The sequence below is a fragment of the Brevundimonas diminuta 3F5N genome (assembly GCF_900163625.1).
Classification (GTDB): Bacteria; Pseudomonadota; Alphaproteobacteria; order Caulobacterales; family Caulobacteraceae; genus Brevundimonas; species Brevundimonas diminuta_A.
This window is the reverse complement of record NZ_FUIE01000057.1, coordinates 72,878-89,028: the sequence shown is the minus strand read 5'-3', so window position 1 is coordinate 89,028 and position 16,151 is coordinate 72,878. Positions and strand designations below refer to the sequence as shown.

The 16,151-nt window shown below is 66.8% G+C and carries 19 protein-coding genes; 11 read left to right on the top strand and 8 right to left on the bottom strand.

Annotation, left to right across the window (positions count from 1 at the left end; translation table 11 throughout):
- The first annotated feature begins 426 nt into the window (after window positions 1-426).
- The 6 genes from FM111_RS11205 to FM111_RS11185 all read left to right on the top strand — a co-directional run bounded on the left by FM111_RS11205 (window position 427) and on the right by FM111_RS11185 (window position 6,967).
- Window positions 427-2,121, top strand: coding sequence for a sodium:solute symporter family protein (locus tag FM111_RS11205; RefSeq protein ID WP_087141018.1), 1,695 nt, complete (start codon window positions 427-429; stop codon window positions 2,119-2,121).
- Between the two features lie 12 nt (window positions 2,122-2,133).
- Window positions 2,134-2,265 (top strand): putative transporter small subunit, encoded by a 132-nt coding sequence (locus tag FM111_RS16465; protein WP_218779206.1) that lies wholly within the window; start codon window positions 2,134-2,136, stop codon window positions 2,263-2,265.
- 104 nt (window positions 2,266-2,369) lie between these two features.
- Window positions 2,370-4,058: an alkaline phosphatase family protein gene (locus tag FM111_RS11200; protein ID WP_087141017.1), complete on the top strand. Its 1,689-nt coding sequence runs from the start codon at window positions 2,370-2,372 to the stop codon at window positions 4,056-4,058.
- 158 nt (window positions 4,059-4,216) lie between these two features.
- Window positions 4,217-5,683: a pyruvate kinase gene (pyk, locus tag FM111_RS11195; protein WP_087141016.1), complete on the top strand. Its 1,467-nt coding sequence runs from the start codon at window positions 4,217-4,219 to the stop codon at window positions 5,681-5,683.
- A gap of 9 nt (window positions 5,684-5,692) precedes the next feature.
- Window positions 5,693-6,733, top strand: a complete 1,041-nt coding sequence (locus tag FM111_RS11190) for a DNA adenine methylase (protein ID WP_087141015.1) — start codon at window positions 5,693-5,695, stop codon at window positions 6,731-6,733.
- Between the two features lie 36 nt (window positions 6,734-6,769).
- A complete protein-coding gene (locus FM111_RS11185) occupies window positions 6,770-6,967 on the top strand; it encodes a hypothetical protein (protein WP_087141014.1) in 198 nt (65 codons plus the stop codon).
- Between the two features lie 7 nt (window positions 6,968-6,974).
- Here FM111_RS11185 and FM111_RS11180 read toward each other — a convergent pair whose 3' ends face one another.
- Window positions 6,975-7,625 (bottom strand): ribonuclease HII, encoded by a 651-nt coding sequence (locus FM111_RS11180; protein ID WP_373407975.1) that lies wholly within the window; start codon window positions 7,623-7,625, stop codon window positions 6,975-6,977.
- Window positions 7,626-7,792: 167 nt separating this feature from the next.
- On the opposite strand from FM111_RS11180, the gene FM111_RS16220 reads away from it, so the two are divergent.
- Window positions 7,793-8,149, top strand: a complete 357-nt coding sequence (locus FM111_RS16220; protein ID WP_143276100.1) for a hypothetical protein — start codon at window positions 7,793-7,795, stop codon at window positions 8,147-8,149.
- Here FM111_RS16220 and FM111_RS11165 read toward each other — a convergent pair.
- From FM111_RS11165 to FM111_RS11140, 7 genes are all read right to left on the bottom strand, one after another.
- Window positions 8,127-8,756, bottom strand: a complete 630-nt coding sequence (locus FM111_RS11165) for a DNA-3-methyladenine glycosylase I (RefSeq protein WP_087141010.1) — start codon at window positions 8,754-8,756, stop codon at window positions 8,127-8,129. The two genes, FM111_RS16220 and FM111_RS11165, sit on opposite strands and share 23 nt — an antisense overlap.
- Before the next feature lie 86 nt (window positions 8,757-8,842).
- Window positions 8,843-9,817, bottom strand: a complete 975-nt coding sequence (locus FM111_RS11160) for a TraB/GumN family protein (protein WP_087141009.1) — start codon at window positions 9,815-9,817, stop codon at window positions 8,843-8,845.
- A gap of 112 nt (window positions 9,818-9,929) precedes the next feature.
- Window positions 9,930-10,097 (bottom strand): hypothetical protein, encoded by a 168-nt coding sequence (locus FM111_RS16385; RefSeq protein ID WP_179205083.1) that lies wholly within the window; start codon window positions 10,095-10,097, stop codon window positions 9,930-9,932.
- Between the two features lie 54 nt (window positions 10,098-10,151).
- On the bottom strand, window positions 10,152-10,352 hold the full coding sequence (locus tag FM111_RS11155; protein ID WP_087141008.1) for a helix-turn-helix transcriptional regulator: 201 nt from the start codon (window positions 10,350-10,352) through the stop codon (window positions 10,152-10,154).
- On the bottom strand, window positions 10,349-10,813 hold the full coding sequence (locus FM111_RS11150) for a hypothetical protein (RefSeq protein ID WP_087141007.1): 465 nt from the start codon (window positions 10,811-10,813) through the stop codon (window positions 10,349-10,351). Before FM111_RS11150 ends, FM111_RS11155 begins: the two co-directional genes overlap by 4 nt.
- A gap of 110 nt (window positions 10,814-10,923) precedes the next feature.
- Complete coding sequence (ygfZ, locus tag FM111_RS11145) at window positions 10,924-11,712, bottom strand: CAF17-like 4Fe-4S cluster assembly/insertion protein YgfZ (RefSeq protein ID WP_087141006.1); 789 nt, start codon at window positions 11,710-11,712, stop codon at window positions 10,924-10,926.
- Window positions 11,713-11,832: 120 nt separating this feature from the next.
- Entirely contained in the window at window positions 11,833-12,213 is a 381-nt protein-coding gene (locus FM111_RS11140) for a hypothetical protein (RefSeq protein ID WP_087141005.1), read from the bottom strand.
- 248 nt (window positions 12,214-12,461) lie between these two features.
- Here FM111_RS11140 and FM111_RS11135 point away from each other — a divergent pair, with 248 nt between their 5' ends.
- The 4 genes from FM111_RS11135 to FM111_RS11120 all read left to right on the top strand — a co-directional run bounded on the left by FM111_RS11135 (window position 12,462) and on the right by FM111_RS11120 (window position 15,477).
- Window positions 12,462-12,821, top strand: a complete 360-nt coding sequence (locus FM111_RS11135; protein ID WP_087141004.1) for a hypothetical protein — start codon at window positions 12,462-12,464, stop codon at window positions 12,819-12,821.
- Window positions 12,822-13,502, top strand: a complete 681-nt coding sequence (locus FM111_RS11130; protein ID WP_087141003.1) for a response regulator transcription factor — start codon at window positions 12,822-12,824, stop codon at window positions 13,500-13,502.
- Window positions 13,503-13,509: 7 nt separating this feature from the next.
- The gene (locus FM111_RS11125) at window positions 13,510-14,952 is read left to right on the top strand and encodes a sensor histidine kinase (RefSeq protein WP_087141002.1); all 1,443 of its coding nucleotides are present in this window, start codon (window positions 13,510-13,512) and stop codon (window positions 14,950-14,952) included.
- Window positions 14,953-15,033: 81 nt separating this feature from the next.
- Window positions 15,034-15,477 (top strand): hypothetical protein, encoded by a 444-nt coding sequence (locus FM111_RS11120; protein WP_087141001.1) that lies wholly within the window; start codon window positions 15,034-15,036, stop codon window positions 15,475-15,477.
- Window positions 15,478-16,151: the final 674 nt, after the last annotated feature.

Below are 16,151 nucleotides of genomic sequence, written 5' to 3'. Positions count from 1 at the left end.
ATGCAGTTTTCACATGGGAGCGAATTCTTGATCGGTCGTGTGTATTTTTTGCGTATAAAGTATAGATATACATTAATATCGCTTTAGTTGATTTTTATCGCTCTTGAGAGTGTATGTTATAATTTATGGTCAAATCTCTTTCACCTGGCTGAAATTGACCTGAATTCTGTCAAGTCTTTCGCGCTGCACAAAAACTTTATCTCAGCTTCGCTGTTGATGTATTAGGCTGTCTCGTCGCGGCTTGAGGGGTTGAGCCGCGCTGGCGCGTTTGATGCGCCGTTCATTGCGCCTGGCTTTCATGTCGGGCGCGAAGGCAACCGTGACATCTCGTCTGTCTGCGCCGCTGTGCGCGGCGGCGTTCTTACGGCTGCGCGGATGGCGGGCCGGGGCTCGCCGGATGTTAGAGAGACAGGAGCGCAGGCGCGCGTGGACGACGTACAACTTCAACAACTGGGCGGGCCGCTGACGATCGGCCTGCTGGTGCTGTTCTTTGGCCTGACCATGCTGATCTCGCTGCGGATCAGCCGACGCAAGGAAAACGCCGACGCCTATATGACCGCCGGGAACGGCATCGGCCTGGGGGTCTCGGCCGCCTCGATGACGGCGACCTGGATCTGGGCGGCGTCGATGTACGCTTCGGCCACCTCGGGCTACGTCTACGGCATATCGGGGCCGATCCACTATGGGCTGTGGGGGGCGTTGATGATCCTGTTCATCTACCCCTATGGCCGCCGCATCCGCGCCGTGGCGCCGCGCGCCCACACCCTGGCCGAGGTCATGTACGCCCGGCACGGCCGGTCCAGCCAACTGATGCTGGCGGGCTCTAACGTCCTGGGCAGCGTCATCAGCCTGACTTCGAACTTCATCGCCGGGGGCGCCCTGATCGCCATGCTGACGCCGTTCAGCTTCAGCCAGGGTGTCGTCGTCATCGCCGGGGGCGTGCTGCTCTACACCCTGTGGTCGGGCTTCCGCGCCTCGGTGCTGACCGACTTCATCCAGGTGTGCGCCATGCTGGGCGCCGTGATCGTGGTCATCCCGGCCATCTTCTTCGCCATGGGCGGCCCGGCCGTCTTCGTTGAAGGCGCGTCCAACCTGACGCCGCAACAGACCAGCTTCTTCTCGTCCGACGCCTTCCTGAACCAGGGCGCGCCCTATATCGCCGCCGTCCTGGCCTACGCCATTGGCAACCAGACCATCGCCCAGCGTCTGTTCGCCGTGCGCGAGGACTTGATCAAGCCGACCTTCATCACCGCCACCGTCGGCTATGGCGCCACCATCATCGGCATCGGCATGCTGGGCGTTGTGGCGCTGTATGCCGGGATCAATCCGATGGAAGGCGACCTCAACAACCTGATCCCGCAACTGGCTGGAACCTATTTCGGGCCGGTGCTGCTCAGCGTCTTCTTCATCATGATCATCGGGTCTCTGGCCTCGACGGCGGACTCCGACCTGTCGGCCCTGTCGTCGATCATGATGGCCGACGTCTATGGCCGGGCGGGCAAGCGCAAGGCCGATCCGCGCCTGATGTTGACTGTGGGGCGAGCCACCATGGTCATCGCCACCGGGACCGCTCTCTATTTCGCCGGGGCGCGGATGAACATCCTGGACCTGCTGGTCCTGGTCGGCGCCATCTGGGGCGCGCTGGTCTTCCCCGTCATCGCCAGCTTCTATTGGGAGAAGGTCACCAACAGGGCCTTCACCGTCTCGGTGCTGGCGGCGCTGGCGATCTTCTTCCCGGTGCGGTTCGGCTGGATCCCGATGGACGGCGCGGTCGGCTATGTCTTCGACGCAGTCGCCGTGGTCGGGGTGGGCGTGGTCGCGGGCTTGATGGTGTTCGGCTTCTTCGGCGCTCGGCCCGCGCGGATCGTCGGCGTGGCGGCGGCCCTGCTTGTCGCGCCCTTCGCCATCGGCTTCCTGCATGACTACGCCGTGCTCAGCGGCTCGCTGATCGCCTATGCCGTCAGCACCGTGGTCTGCACCGCCATGTCCCTGTCCAACCGGACCGGCTTCGACTTCTCGCGCATCGCCCGCATGACCGGCGACTTCGACGAGGCCGACGCCGAGGCAGCCGCCGCGCCCGCCGTGGCCCGGACAGGCTCGCAACTTCCTCAGTCCCGCTAACCGGAGATCGCCATGACCCCCTTCTGGCTTACCGTCTATGTTCTGATGTGGCCCGTCATCGTCGCGGGCGTGCTGGCCTTCATCGCCCGCGCCTTCTTCCGGGAGTGGCTGGACGCGCATCGACGCGGCGAGCCGATGATCTGACGCCGAAGGGGGCTGCGGCCCCCTTTTCATAGCTGCGCTGTCTTGGCCCCGTCATGGCGGCGGCGTAGGGATTTGACGACTTTCTGCTTCGCTTGGTGTTCCCGATGATCCGCAGCCGCCTTCTCGCCTCCGCCCTGGGCCTGACCCTCGGGCTCGTCGCCATGAGCGGAGCCGCGCAGGCGGCGGAGACGACGGCGCCCGCACTGGCGCCGGCAGCCGAGCGGCCCACGCCCTCGCTGATCGTCACCGTGGTGGTCGACCAGCTCAGCGCCAATCTGTTCAACCAGTACCGCAGCCAGTTCACCGGCGGGCTGAAGACCTTGGCCGATCAGGGCATGGTCTCGATCAACGGCTATCAGACCCACGGCGTGACCGTGACCTGCGCCGGCCACTCGACCGTGCTGACCGGCGCCCATCCGGCGCGCAGCGGCATCCCGGCCAATGACTGGATCGACACGACGACCGGGCAGGAAACCTATTGCCTGGCCGCGCCGCAGAACACCCTGGCCCACGGCAAGAACACCGACAACGGCCCGGTCGGCCCGGGCCAGCTGAGCGCCTCGACCCTGGGCGACTGGCTGAAGGCCGTCAGCCCTGAAAGCCGCGTCTACGGCGTGTCGGGCAAGGATCGCGGCGCCATCAACCTGGCCGGGCACAAGGGCGACGGCGCCTTCTGGCTGACGGACAACTTCGGCTTCACCACCTATGTCGAGCCGGGTCAGTCGGCCGAAGCGCGCCTGGCGCCGGTGGCGGCCCTGAACGCGCGGATGATCGACCGCTTCACCCGCCAGGCGCCCAGCTGGACCTATTCCAACGCCGCCTGCCGTCGTTTGGAAGGGCAGTGGACCATCGCGGGCCAGACCTTCGATTCCAAGGTGCCGCCGGCCAACTTCCGTCTCGACAACTCGCCCATCCTGGACGAGCTGACCATCGAGGGCGCGATCGAACTGATGGACCGCCAGCAACTGGGTCGTCGCGGCGTCACGGACATGCTGGGCGTCAGCCTGTCGGCCACTGACCGCATCGGCCACAGCTACGGCACCCAGGGGCCTGAGATGTGCGAACAGATGCTGCGCCTCGATGCGGCCCTGGGCGCCTTCCTGGACAAGCTGTCGACCGTTCCGGGCGGCGCCATCGTGGTGCTGACGGCCGACCACGGCGGTTCGGACTTCCCCGAGCGGACGGCTGTCGAGGGTTATCCCAACGCGGGCCGGGTGGATCGCACCCTGCAGCCGCGCGTCAATGCGGCGCTGAAGGCCCGGTTCGGCCTGGACGCCGATCCCGTGGTGTCGTCGGCGGGCGGCTTCGTCATCGTCGACAAGGACCGCAAATCCCTGCCGGAGCCGCTGCGTTCGCAGGTGCTGGCCGCCGCTCTGGAACTGCTGAACGCCGAGCCGCAGGTGGCCCTGGCCGTCGCCCGCGATGAACTGCTGGCCGAGCCGGCGCCGAACTCGATCAATCCCGAGGATCTCAATGTGCGCGAGCGCCTGCGTCTGTCGGCGGTGGCGGGCCGTTCGCCCGACATCCTGCGCGCCTGGCAGCCAGGCCTGACCGGCCAGGGCCGCGTCGGCGGCGCCATCTCCAGCCACGGTTCGCCCTGGGATTACGACCGCCGCGTGCCCATCGTCTTCTGGTGGCCGGGCGCGGAGGGGCAGGAGCGCTTCCTGCCGATGCGGACCATCGACATCGCCCCGACCCTGGCCAATCTGATCGGCGTCACGCCGGACGCCCCGATCGACGGCCGTTGCATGGACCTGCCGCAGTTCGCCAAGGGCCGCTGCGAGACGAAATAAGACGGTCGGCCGCCATAACTTCGTGTTTCGCGGCCATAAACTCGTGTTTCCATGTCGGGAGGCGGCCTTACGCCTCCCGCATTTCATTGGCACAAGGGGCTGAGAAGCGCTTCTGAGGGGAGGCGCCGGCCGTCAGAGCCATCAGAGGAAACCCGTTCATGCAAAGAGCCCGCCGCGCGCGCATCGTCGCGACCCTTGGACCCGCCAGCCGCGCGCCGGGAACGGTCAAGGCGCTGGCCCAGGCCGGGGTGGACGTCTTTCGCTTGAACTTCAGCCACGGTTCGCACGACGATCACGCCGCCGCCTTCAAGGCGGTGCGCGGGGCCGAGATGGCGCTGAAGCGGCCGCTGGGCGTATTGGCCGACCTGCAGGGGCCCAAGCTGAGGCTGGGCCGCTTCGCCGACGTCGAGATCGAGGTGAAGCCGGGCCACCAGATGCGCTTCGATCTGAATCCGGCGCTGGGCGACGAAACGCGGGTGCAGATGCCGCATCCGGAAATCTTCAAGGCGCTGCGCCCTGGAATGCTGCTTCTGCTGGACGACGGCCGGGTGCGGCTGCGCGTGGGCGAGCGCACCGACGAGTGGTGCGACGTCACGGTCGAGAGCGGCTCCAAGCTGTCGGACCGCAAGGGGGTGGCGGTGCCCGAGGCGGTCATTCCCGTGTCGGCCCTGACGCCCAAGGACCGCGAGGATCTGGCCTTTGCGCTTCGCCTCGGCGTCGACTGGGTGGCCCTCAGCTTCGTCCAGAAGGCCGAGGACATGGCCGAGCTGAAGCAGATCGTCGACGGTCAGGCCGCCTGCCTGGCCAAGATCGAAAAGCCCCAGGCCCTGAACGACCTCGAGAGCATCCTCGACTACTGCGACGGCGTCATGGTCGCGCGCGGCGATCTGGGCGTCGAGATGGACCCCGAGGAAGTGCCGGTCGCCCAGAAGAAGATCCTGCGCGCCGCCCGCCAGCGGGGCGTTCCCGCCATCGTCGCCACCCAGATGCTGGAATCGATGACCAGCGCCCCCGCTCCGACGCGCGCCGAGGCCTCCGACGTGGCCAACGCCGTCTATGAGGGCGCCGACGCCTTGATGCTGTCAGCCGAGACGGCGGCGGGCGACTATCCGCTGGAAGCGGTCGCCATCATGAACCGCATCATGGAGCGGGTGGAGCGCGACCCCCTGTGGCCGGGTCTGATGGACGCCGAACATGCGGGCATGGACATCGACGACGTCGACGCCCTGGTCGCCGCGGCGCGCAAGGCGGCCGAGGCGTCCTCGACCGCCTGCATGGTGGTGTTCACCACCTTGGGCGGCACGGCGCGGCGGATGTCGCGCGAGCGGCCGTTGCAGCCGGTTCTGGCCCTGACGCCCAAGCCTGAGACGGCGCGTCGTCTGGCCCTGGTCTGGGGGCTGGAGCCGCGTCTGGGCGAACAGCCGACCTCGCTGGAAGGCCTGACCGATGATGCGGTCGAGGCGGCAATGCTCTATGGCCTGGCTGAGCCGGGGCAGCGCATCCTGATCCTGGCCGGAACGCCCTTCGGCGCGCCGGGCGCGGCGAATCTGTTGCGTCTGGCCCATGCTCCGGCCCATGCTGCCCCCCGGCACGAACACGGGGCGAAGCGCGCCCGCAAAACCTGACGGGGCGGAATGATCAAATACATCGGCTCAAAGCGCGCGCTTCTGGGCCAGGTGATCGGTGCGGTGCGGGCGGCTCAGCCGCAGGGCGGGACGGTCTGCGACCTGTTCTCCGGCACCGCGCGCGTGGGCCACGCGCTGAAGCGCGAGGGGTTCCGCGTCTGGTCCAATGATCACAACGCCTACGCCCATGCGCTCGCCACGGCCTATGTCCAGGCTGACCGCGAGGTCTGGGCCGACAAGGCCGAGGCGGTGCTGGCTGAACTGCGCGCCGTGGCGCCTGCGCCGGGCTGGTTCACCCGCACCTATTGTCAGGAGGCCCGCTTCTTCCACCCCGACAACGGCGCCCGCATCGACGCCATGCGCGAGCGGATCGAGGTCATGGAGCTGGAGCCGGAACTGAAGGCGGTCGTCCTGGTCGCCCTGATGGAGGCGGCTGACCGGGTGGATTCCACGGCGGGCCTGCAGATGGCCTTCATGAAGCAGTGGGCGCCGCGCGCGCTGAAGCCGCTGGAGCTGCGCCTGCCGGACCTGCTGCCCGGCGTGGCGGCGGGACCATGCGTGGCGACGCACGGCGACGCGGTCGAGATCGCGGCTGAGGTCGAAGCCGACCTCGTCTATCTGGACCCGCCCTATAACCAGCACTCCTACCTCGGCAACTACCACTGCTGGGAAAGCCTGGTGCTGTGGGACAAGCCGGAAACCTATGGCGTGGCGCGCAAGCGGGTGGATGTGAAGACGCGCAAGTCCGCCTTCAACAGCCGCCCTGGCATCGGCCCCGCCCTGCAGACCGTCATCGAGCGGTTGAAGGCGCCGAACCTGATCGTCAGCTTCAACGACGAGGGCTATCTGAGCCGCGACGAGCTGACGGCCATGCTGTCAGCGCGCGGCCACGTTCAGGTGGTCGAGATCCCGCGTCCCCGCTACGTCGGCGCCCGCATCGGCATCCACAATCTGAAGGGTCAGAAGGTGGGCTCCGTCGGGCGGCTGAGGAATGTGGAGTATCTGTTCGTGGTGACGCAGCAGCCGGTCGAACTGCCGGTCGCCGCCTGACGGGAACGAAAGCCGGGCGCGGGCCGTTTTGGCCGTATGCGTACGCTTTCCAGTCTTCCTCCCCCTACTTCCCGCTTTGACGCCCGTGGTTTCGACGCTCAGCCTGAAACCTCGCGTCCGGCCCGCCCGTCGCCTCGGCGCGGGCGGGGTCTGGACAGCTGGACCATCCTGCTGATCGGCGCGATCGCGGCGGGCCTGATGGGAATGCTGCTGGGCGGCGCCCTGTCCGTCTGATTTTCGCTTAGGCGGCGTCCAGCAGCGCCTTGATCGGCGCCCAGCTGCGCCGGTGCGCGGGGCAGGGGCCGAGCGTCTGCAACGCCTTCTGGTGGATGGGGGCGTTATAGCCCTTGTGGCTGGCGAAGCCGTAGCCCGGATAGGTCGCTTCCATCTCGATCATCAGCCGATCGCGCGCCGTCTTGGCCAGGATCGACGCCGCCGCAATGGACAAGGACAGGCTGTCGCCCTTGACCACGGGCGTCACGGGGCAGGGCAGCTTGAACCGATAATTGCCGTCCACCAGGGCGTGCACCGGCGGATGGGCCAGCGCCTCAATCGCCCGACGCATGGCCAGGCCCGTGGCGTGCAGGATATTCAGCTCGTCGATCTCCTCGACCGAGGCGAAGCCGACGCCCCAGGCCAGGGCGCGGCTCTTGATGAGCGGCTCCAGCGCCGCGCGGCGCTTCTCCGTCAGGGCCTTGGAGTCGTCGATGCCCGGCGGCAGATCGTCCGGGTTCAGGATCACCGCCGCCGCCGACACCGGCCCGGCCCACGGCCCGCGCCCCGCTTCGTCCACGCCGCAGACATGGCCGTTCCAGGTCGCGCGCGCCTCAAGCTCCAGCATCAGGGTGGGGAAGGGGCGGTCAGATTTGGCGGAGGCTTTGGACGCAGTCATCGCGCGTCAGTGCCATGAACGGGCGCGGGGCGGAAGGTGGTCGTCTGGTCGGTAGCGTACTGCGAGGTGGTCGTATTGGACGCTATGAAGCGCGCGCCACCGTCACCATTATTTTCTCTCTCGGAAGACATAGTGGCGGTCTCTCGAACGCTTGCTAGTGTCTGGTCATGACCACGAAACGTGATGATCGCTTTGCCGATCTGAATGAACGCATCAGTCGCTTGGAACAAAAGGCCGCTTCTGAGATCGTCGTTCAGCAACGGCCACCCAAGCCGCCAGCGGCTGAACTCAGTGAGGGTGAAAAACAAGTCAGGGTCTGGGTGCGTCGCGCCGTACTCGCGTGGGGCCTGCTGATCTGGGCGCTCATGGTCTTTCAAGGCTGGGGGCGTATCTCTACCATCATGATAATTATGGGCTTCTTCTTCGCGATCGCTATCAGTCTGGCCATCTATGCGATCAACCTCGCCTATTGGGATTTTGGAAAGCGAGCGGCGCGACGGCTTATGGGGCGGAATGAAGACTAACCGCTGTTTCTGAGTTGCCTGTCGCACCCACCTCCCCATGCCGGAAGCACGTCGTCTGGTGGTCGTTGACCATGCCGACCGCCTGCATGAAGGCGTAGGTGATGACGGGGCCGCAGAATTTGAAGCCGCGCGCCTTCAAGGCCTTGGCCATGGCGAGGCTTTCGGCGGTCTGGGTCGGGGCTTCGCGGAAATGGCTCCACTGGTTCACCAGCGGTTTGCCGCCGACGAAGGACCACAGCCATGCCGAGAAGTCTTCGCCCCTGTCCCTCATGTCCAGCCAGATGCGGGCGCCGTTGATGGCGGCGTCGATCTTGGCGCCTGAGCGGATGATGCGTGGGTCGGCCAGCAAGCGGGCGCGGTCCGCCTCGCCATAGCGGGCGACGATCTCGGGGTCGAAACCGTCGAAGGCCTCGCGCATCCCCTCACGTTTTCTCAGGATGGTTATCCAGGCCAACCCGGCCTGAAAGCCGTCCAGCACCAGCTTCTCCCACAGGGCGCGGGCGTCGTACTCGGGCACGCCCCATTCGGTGTCATGATAGGCGATGTAGAGCGGGTCCGTCGTCCCGCACCAGCCGCAGCGGCCTTCAGCCTTTTCGGATTCGGTCATGGTGCGATGTTGCTGGAATGTTCCGGTGAGGCAAGCGAAAAGGCCCGACGTTTCCGTCGGGCCTCGCGCAGGGTGGAAGCTGGATCTTACAACCGCTCGACCGTGAACCCGCGGGCGGTCAGCATGTCGATGACGCTGTCCTGATCGGCCAGGTGGGCGACGCCAACGGCGACGAAGGCCGAGCCGGAGCTCTTCATCATCGTCTCGATCTGGTCGGTCCAGTCGGCGTTGCGGACGACCAGGGCGGCGCGGTGGATGTCCTCGTGCACCTCGCGGGTGTCGATGCGGTTCAGGCGGCCGACTTCGGCGACATCGCCCTTGAGCCAGGCGGCGACGGTCTGGTCCAGCTTGGGGACGATCTGGCCGCCGTTGCGGACGTAGTTGTTCAGATAGGCGACCTGGGCCTCCTCGCTCATGCCGGCGATCAGGCGCAGCTGGCGGTCGGCGGTTTCAAAGCCGTGAATGGTTTTGCCCTCGGCGCGGGCGCGCTCCATCAGGGTCTTGTCGACCCCGGCCTCGGGGCGATAGCCGGCCTGCATCGGGGCGGTTCCGGCCACCATGAAGGCGGCCAGCCAGGGGCGATAGGCGTCCAGCGCCGCGCCGTTGGCGCCGATGCCCTGGGCGGCCTTGTCGAAGGCGGCGAAGTCTTCGGCGCTCAGGATCGACGACAGGGGACGATCGGGGGTGACGCCGTGCTGCTGGGCGACGGCGGCGACGAGGGAAGGGTCGTCCTGGTCCGCGACCTCGACCCAGAACTGGTCGGCGGCGGCGAAGGCGGCGTCCGCCTTGTCCGAGCCCCAGGCTGTGCCGGGACGCAGATAGTGGATCGTGCCGAACAGATAGACGGTGGAGTCCTCGTCCTTGATCACCCACAGCGGCGGTCCGGCGCCCTCGGCGCGGGGGATGGGGGCGCCGGCGGGGGCCGCTGGCGCAGCCTGTTCGGCATGGGCGACGCCGGGCGCGGCGGCCAGGACGGCGGAGGCGGCCAGCGCCGCCAGAAGGCCGGCGGCGAAGCGCGAGACATGGTTGGCCGATCGGCCCATGCGGTGAGCGAGGGTCATTGCAGTGTCCTTGGATTGTACGGGGGTTCAGGCGTCGCCGAGCTCAGGTGCGGGCGACGGAAAGCTCGTCAGCACAGGGGCTGGCGGCGGGTAGGCGAGACGTGGATAGGGATCAGCGCGCGGTGAGCTTAACGGCGACCTGGGCGACGGTCGCCGGGGTTTCGACGGAGCGGCCGAAGGTCGGCACGGCCTGGACGGCCAGGCTGATCAGCAGGGCGCCGCAGACGCCCATGGCGAAGCCCGAGAAACGGTCGGCGGCGGTCGAGAACAGGTTGAACATGATGACGGTCCTTTGGATTTCGATGTGTCGATTGAAAGAGAAGGGCAGGCGGGCTCAGGCGATGAAGATGGTTTCGATCGGCTGGCCGAAGAGGCGGGATATGCGGAAGGCCAGCGGCAGGGACGGGTCGTAGCGGCCCTTCTCCAGCGCCTGGACGGTCTGGCGCGAGACGCCGAGGCGTTCGGCCAGGTCGGCCTGGGTCCAGTCGCGCTCGGCGCGAAAGACCTTGAGGCGGTTGATGAAGGCGCTGGTCATCGGCGGGCGATCCACCAGCCGCACCAGGCGATCCCGTAGCCGACGGCCTGGGCGGCCAAGGCGGCGAAGACGCCCAGGGCGATCAGGGCCGCATCGGTGTGCGGCACGGCGGCGGGCAGCAGGTTCACGCCTGCGAAGGCGGCGATGACGACGGCCGCGCCGCCGGCGACGAAGCCCAGGTTGCCGCCCCACCACCAGGCCCATTTGTGGGCTTCCTTGGCGGCCTCATCCAGGCTGCGCCACCAGTAGAGGGTATGCAGGGCCAGGAAGACGGCCAGTCCGGCGGCCAGGACGACGACGCCGATCGATGGCGCGCGGCCCCAGGCTTCGGGCCAGAACGGCGTGGCGGCGGTGGCGCTGACCCCGACCACGGTCAGGGCGCACAGGGCGACGGTCAGGTCGTCCATCTTCTTCTTGTTGCGGGCGACGGCGGCGCCGGCGGTGGTGATCTCGGTGTTCATGACAAGCTCCCCTGTCGTGTTGACAAGTTAGCTTTACTAATGAGGCCGCATTTGCGTCAAGCGACTTTTACATCACGACAAGCAGATTTTCCGTTTGGTCGGATTCAGCCTTATAAATCAGGGATCCAGGCGGGCTTCTCGACCCGCACGGGGCGGCCCTCGACGGTCAGGTCGCCGTCCATGCGGTCCAGCCGCATCAGGGCGATGGCCCGCCCTTCCGCGCCGGTCATGACTTCGCCCGCCCGCAGTTCGCCGTTCAGCACCTCGGCGCCGCGTTCGGGGGCGGGGCCGTCGAAGGCGATGGCCATCATGCGGTTCTTGATCGTGCCGCGCCGCTTCATGCGCGAGGTCGTCTCCTGGCCGATGAAACAGCCCTTGTGGAAGTCGATGCCGTTCAACAGGTCGAAGTCCGCTTCGATCGGATAGGTCTTGTCCATCAGGGCGTCCTGGGTCGGATCGGGCACGCCTAGGCTCAGGCGGCGCGCCTGCCAGTCGGCCTCGGTCGCGTCGGCCGCGCTCTGATCGCCCCAGCGGCGGCCGCCCAGGTCAGGCAGGCGGGGGTCGCCGACGAAGCCGTCGGACATGCTCGCGCCCCAGGCGACGAAGACCGCGTCGGGAATGGACATGACCTCGACCCTGGAGCGCAGCTTGTACATCGACAGGCGCTGGACCAGCGCGTCGCGCCGCTCGGCCGCGACGTCCAGCACGACGCCGTCTTCCTCGCCCCAGATGAACAGGTCGAACAGCAGCCGTCCCGGCGGCGACAGCAGGGCGCCGAAACGAAGTTCGCCCGGTTGCAGGGTCTCCACATCCTGGGTCAGCAGATTGTGCAGGAAGGGGCGGGCGTCGGGGCCGCTGACGCGGATCAGGGCGCGACTATCAAGACGGGCGATGGACATAAGGCCAAGATAGGCAGGCGGGGCTTCGTCCTCCAGTCCGCTTGCCTCTCTAAGTGGAGCAGACGCGAAAAAGGCTGCGGGATGTCTCCCGCAGCCTCTCGAAGATCGGCGCCTGTCGGCTTACCAGCGGCGGCCGTTGTGGTCGCGGCGCTCATAGCGGACCTTGGCCGACAGGGCGTCATAGCGGCGGTCCAGCTCCATGCGTTCGCGGCGGCTCAGGCCGTCGTGTCGATAGGCGCGCTCCAGCCGCACCAGGCTGTTCAGCTCGTTCTTCAGGCGGCTGGCCTCGCGGACGCTGAGCTGGCGGGTGTGGACGCCCTGGTCGATGCGGCGGTCCAGATTGTATTTTCGCTGGTTGATCGACTGCCAGCCGTCGTGTCGGCTCTCATAGACCGGAGCGTGGCGATGGGACTGGGCGGCGGCGGGCAGGGCGGCGCCGAGGGCGACGGCGGCCGTCGTCGCGGCCAGGACGGGGATCATCAGGGTTTTGAACTTGGCCATGGTCGGGCTCCTTTGTCTGGACGCAACCGATCGGGTTGCGTTGACGCCAGATGACCCCCTTGCGCCTGAGCCGCGTCTGAACGGCGCGCTTCAGATAGGGTTCATCAGCGTGACATTGTGGTCATGCTGGGCTTTCCGCGTGTGAATCCGCGACGGAGATTTCATCCCTCGACGTTCCTCTTTGGACTGAACGCCGGTAGACTGCGTGTTCAGCCGCTGTTCAGAGGCCCTGGTTTAAACCGCGATCCATGATGCGTATTCGAGCCCTTCTTTTGGCCGGCCTGATCGCCCTCGTCCCGTTGACGGACGCGGCGGCTCAGTCGCGCGGCCGCGACCGGGATCGCGACGATGATCGCCGGGAGCAACCCCGCAACTACTCCGGACAGAACTATCCGGGGCAAGGCCTGCGCGACATGCCGCGCGGCGACAGCGGCCCGCGCGCCAATCCTGGCGATGTGGCGCGCCGCGTCCAGTCGGGCCGCCCGGGCCGAATGCTGGGCGTCCAGGAGCGCGGCGGCGACTATGTGGTGCGCTGGGAATATCCGGGCGGCCGCGTCTCGGACATCCAGGTTGACGGCCGGTCCGGCCGGGTTCGCGGGGACGACTGAATGCGGGTGCTGCTTGTCGAGGACGACGTCGATCTGTCGCGCCAGCTGAAGACCGCCCTGACCGACGCCGGATACGCCGTCGACCATGCGCCCGACGGCGAGGAAGCCTGGTTCCTGGGCGACACCGAACCCTATGACGTGGTGGTGCTGGACCTGGGGCTTCCCAAGATCGACGGCGTGTCGGTGCTGGAGCGCTGGCGCCGCGAGGGCAAGGCGACGCCGGTGCTGATCCTGACTGCGCGCGGCGCCTGGTCGGACAAGGTGGCGGGTTTCGACGCCGGGGCCGACGATTATCTGACCAAGCCCTTCCATACCGAGGAGCTGCTGGCCCGCCTGCGCGCCCTGCTGCGCCGTTCGGCCGGTCATGCGGCGGCGACGCTGAGCTGCGGCGGCCTGCGTCTGGACCCGCGCGCGGCGCGGGCCACGGTCAACGGCGAGCCGCTGCGTCTGACCAGCCTGGAATACCGCCTGCTGCACTATCTGATGATGCACCAGGGCCGTGTCATCAGCCGCACCGAGCTGGTCGAACACCTCTACGATCAGGATTTCGACCGCGACTCCAACACCATCGAGGTCTTCGTCGGCCGCCTGCGCAAGAAGATCGGCGCCGACCGCATCGAGACCGTGCGCGGCCTGGGCTATCGCCTGTCGCCGTTGGCCGGCGAGAGCGACGCGGCCTGAGCGCCGCATGACGGGCCAATCAATGGGCCAGGCTCAGACTGACCGGCGCCAGTGGGGTCGGTGGTTCGGGCGGCCCGGCCGTTCGCTGACGCGGCGGCTGATCTGGCTGGCGGCGGCGTGGATCCTGATCGCCCTGGCGGCGGCAGCTCTGGTGCTGACCGCCGTGTTCCAGGAATCGGCCCTGCGCCGCCTAGGCAACATCCTGGGCGACACCATCGACGAGGCGGTGGTGGCCGCCACCATCACGCCCGAAGGCGAAGTCTTCATCGGCGAGATTCAGGACGCCCGCACCCAGCGCCTGCTGTCCGGCAAATACTGGATGGTGGCCGAGCCGACGCCGACCGGCGGAATGCAGGTGCTGGCGCACTCGGCCTCTCTGGGCGAGGCGGAGCTGGAACACGGCCTCGACCTGACCAACCGGCTGCGTTCTTCTTTCGGCCAGACCATCAGCTACAACGCCGAGGACGGACCCAAGGGCGAGCCCCTGCGCATCGCCGCCAGCATGAAGCAGCTTCCCGGCCGCGATCGGCCGGTGATCTTCTTCGCCGGGATCGACCGTTCGGACGTCGACGCCGACACCCGCCAGTTCGCCACCGTCACCTGGATCGCCATGCTGCTGCTGGGGGCGGGGCTGGTGACGGCGGTCTTCATCCAGGTGCAGGTGGGCCTGCGCCCGCTCTATGACCTGGGCGACGAGATTTCCGACGTGCGCCAGGGCCGCTCGCATCGGGTCGAGGGCGTCTATCCCGTCGAGATCCAGCCCCTGGCCGAACAGGTCAACCGCCTGCTGGCCCACAACCAGGAGACGGTGGAGCGTCAGCGCACCCACGTCGGCAACCTGGCCCACGCCCTGAAGACCCCTCTGGCCGTGATGCTGGCCGAGGCGGGAGCGCGCGAGGGGCCATTGCCGGACCTGATCCGCCGTCAGACCAAGGTGATGCAGGACCAGGTCGACCACCACCTGCGCCGCGCCCGCGCCGCCGCCCGCGCCGCCCATGGCCTGGGCGAGCGCACCGCCGTGGCCGAGGTGCTGGACGAGATGGCCGTGATGCTGGAGCGGGTCTTCGAGGACAAGGGCGTCGAGATCGACTGGCGCGCGCCCGACGATCTGGCCTTCCTGGGCGAACGCCAGGACCTGCAGGAGATCTTCGGCAATCTGATCGAGAACGCCGCCAAATGGTGCAAGCGCCGGGTCCGCATCTCGGCCGGGCCGTCGACGCCGGGTCAGATGATCGCCGTGGTCGAGGACGACGGCCCCGGCCTGCCCGCCGACCAGCGCGACACGGCCCTGAAACGCGGCACGCGCATGGATGAGGACACGCCCGGCACCGGGCTGGGCCTGTCGATCGTCGACGAACTCACCCGCGCCTACGGCGGCCGCGTCACCCTGAGCGACAGCAGCATGGGCGGCCTGAAGGTAGTGCTGGAGCTGCCCGCAGCCGAGGGGTGAGGCGGGCCGCCGAAGCGGTCAGTCTGAAGAGCTGCTAGGGGTGGTTAGCAGACACCAACGGGTTGCGTGTAACGTCTCCGAATGGACAACTCTTCTCTCGGGCTGACGCGGCTAAGCATGAGCTTAATCCTCGCAGCGGTCTGTGCTTCTGTCGTCTCTGGCATCGGCTTGGCTCTGGTGGCACTTGGCATGGGCCAGTTGCTGTTGGGCTTCTGGAATGACGCTCTACTTTTATCGTTTCTCAGCCTCGTTCCGGCTGGCCTAATTGCTTTCGCGGCCACGTTTCCAGCCTACTTCCTCGTTCGGCTTGGTTATCAGCCCTCAGCCTTTGCTGTTGTCATGACAGGAGCTGCGATCGGTGCGTTGCCCTACGGCGTGATGATGCTCATCGGAGCTGCCACGGGAGCGTATGTCGCTTGGGCGAGCCTCGTCGCAGGTATGGGCGTACACATCATCGCCGGTGCTGTGGGCGCAGGTGCTTTCTTCTTCTGCGCGTATCGCGGGATCGCCCGAAATGTCGGCTAAGGGTGGGAAGCGGATGCTGGCTTAGACCTCGTCCCATGTGACGGGCCCCCAAGGCTGGCTGTCAGCCCAAGCTTTCGCCTTATTGATCGTTTCGAATCCCGGTGACGTTAGAACGTAATAGAAGACACCATCTGGCCCCGGCAACTTAGGCGGCGGCGGAGGGGGCATTTCGTAATTGTGCTGAAGTCGCACATGCTCCATCTCTTCGAGATAGTCAGCATGATCGCGGTCGAAGTTTCGCTTCATAACCCTGACAGGCGTACGCACAGTCCCATCGTAAAGCCAAAACCCACTTAGAACTGCTTCGCCGTCATAATCGTCAATTGCCATGACCTGACGCTATTCCTTCCTTTCTGCAGCGTACATCTGAAAGCGGAAACTGAATGGGTCCGCAACGGGTCGTGAACCGAAGTTCGCTTAAGGGTGGTTAGCGGACGCTAGGTGGGAACTTATCGGACCACGCCTTCATCCGCCTACGCATCCAGCCTGCGAGGATGATGAAGGCGGCGCAAGCCAAGGTCACGGCTGCACAGAATAGCGAAGCAAGCCTGTCACCATCGCGCAGGAAGGCGACGGCTAGAAAGGCCGCCCCCGCAAGTACCAAGGCTCCCAAAAGCTGAAAAATGCGGGTGGTGATCGAGTAGACGCTTAGCATGCCCTCAGCTAAGGCGATT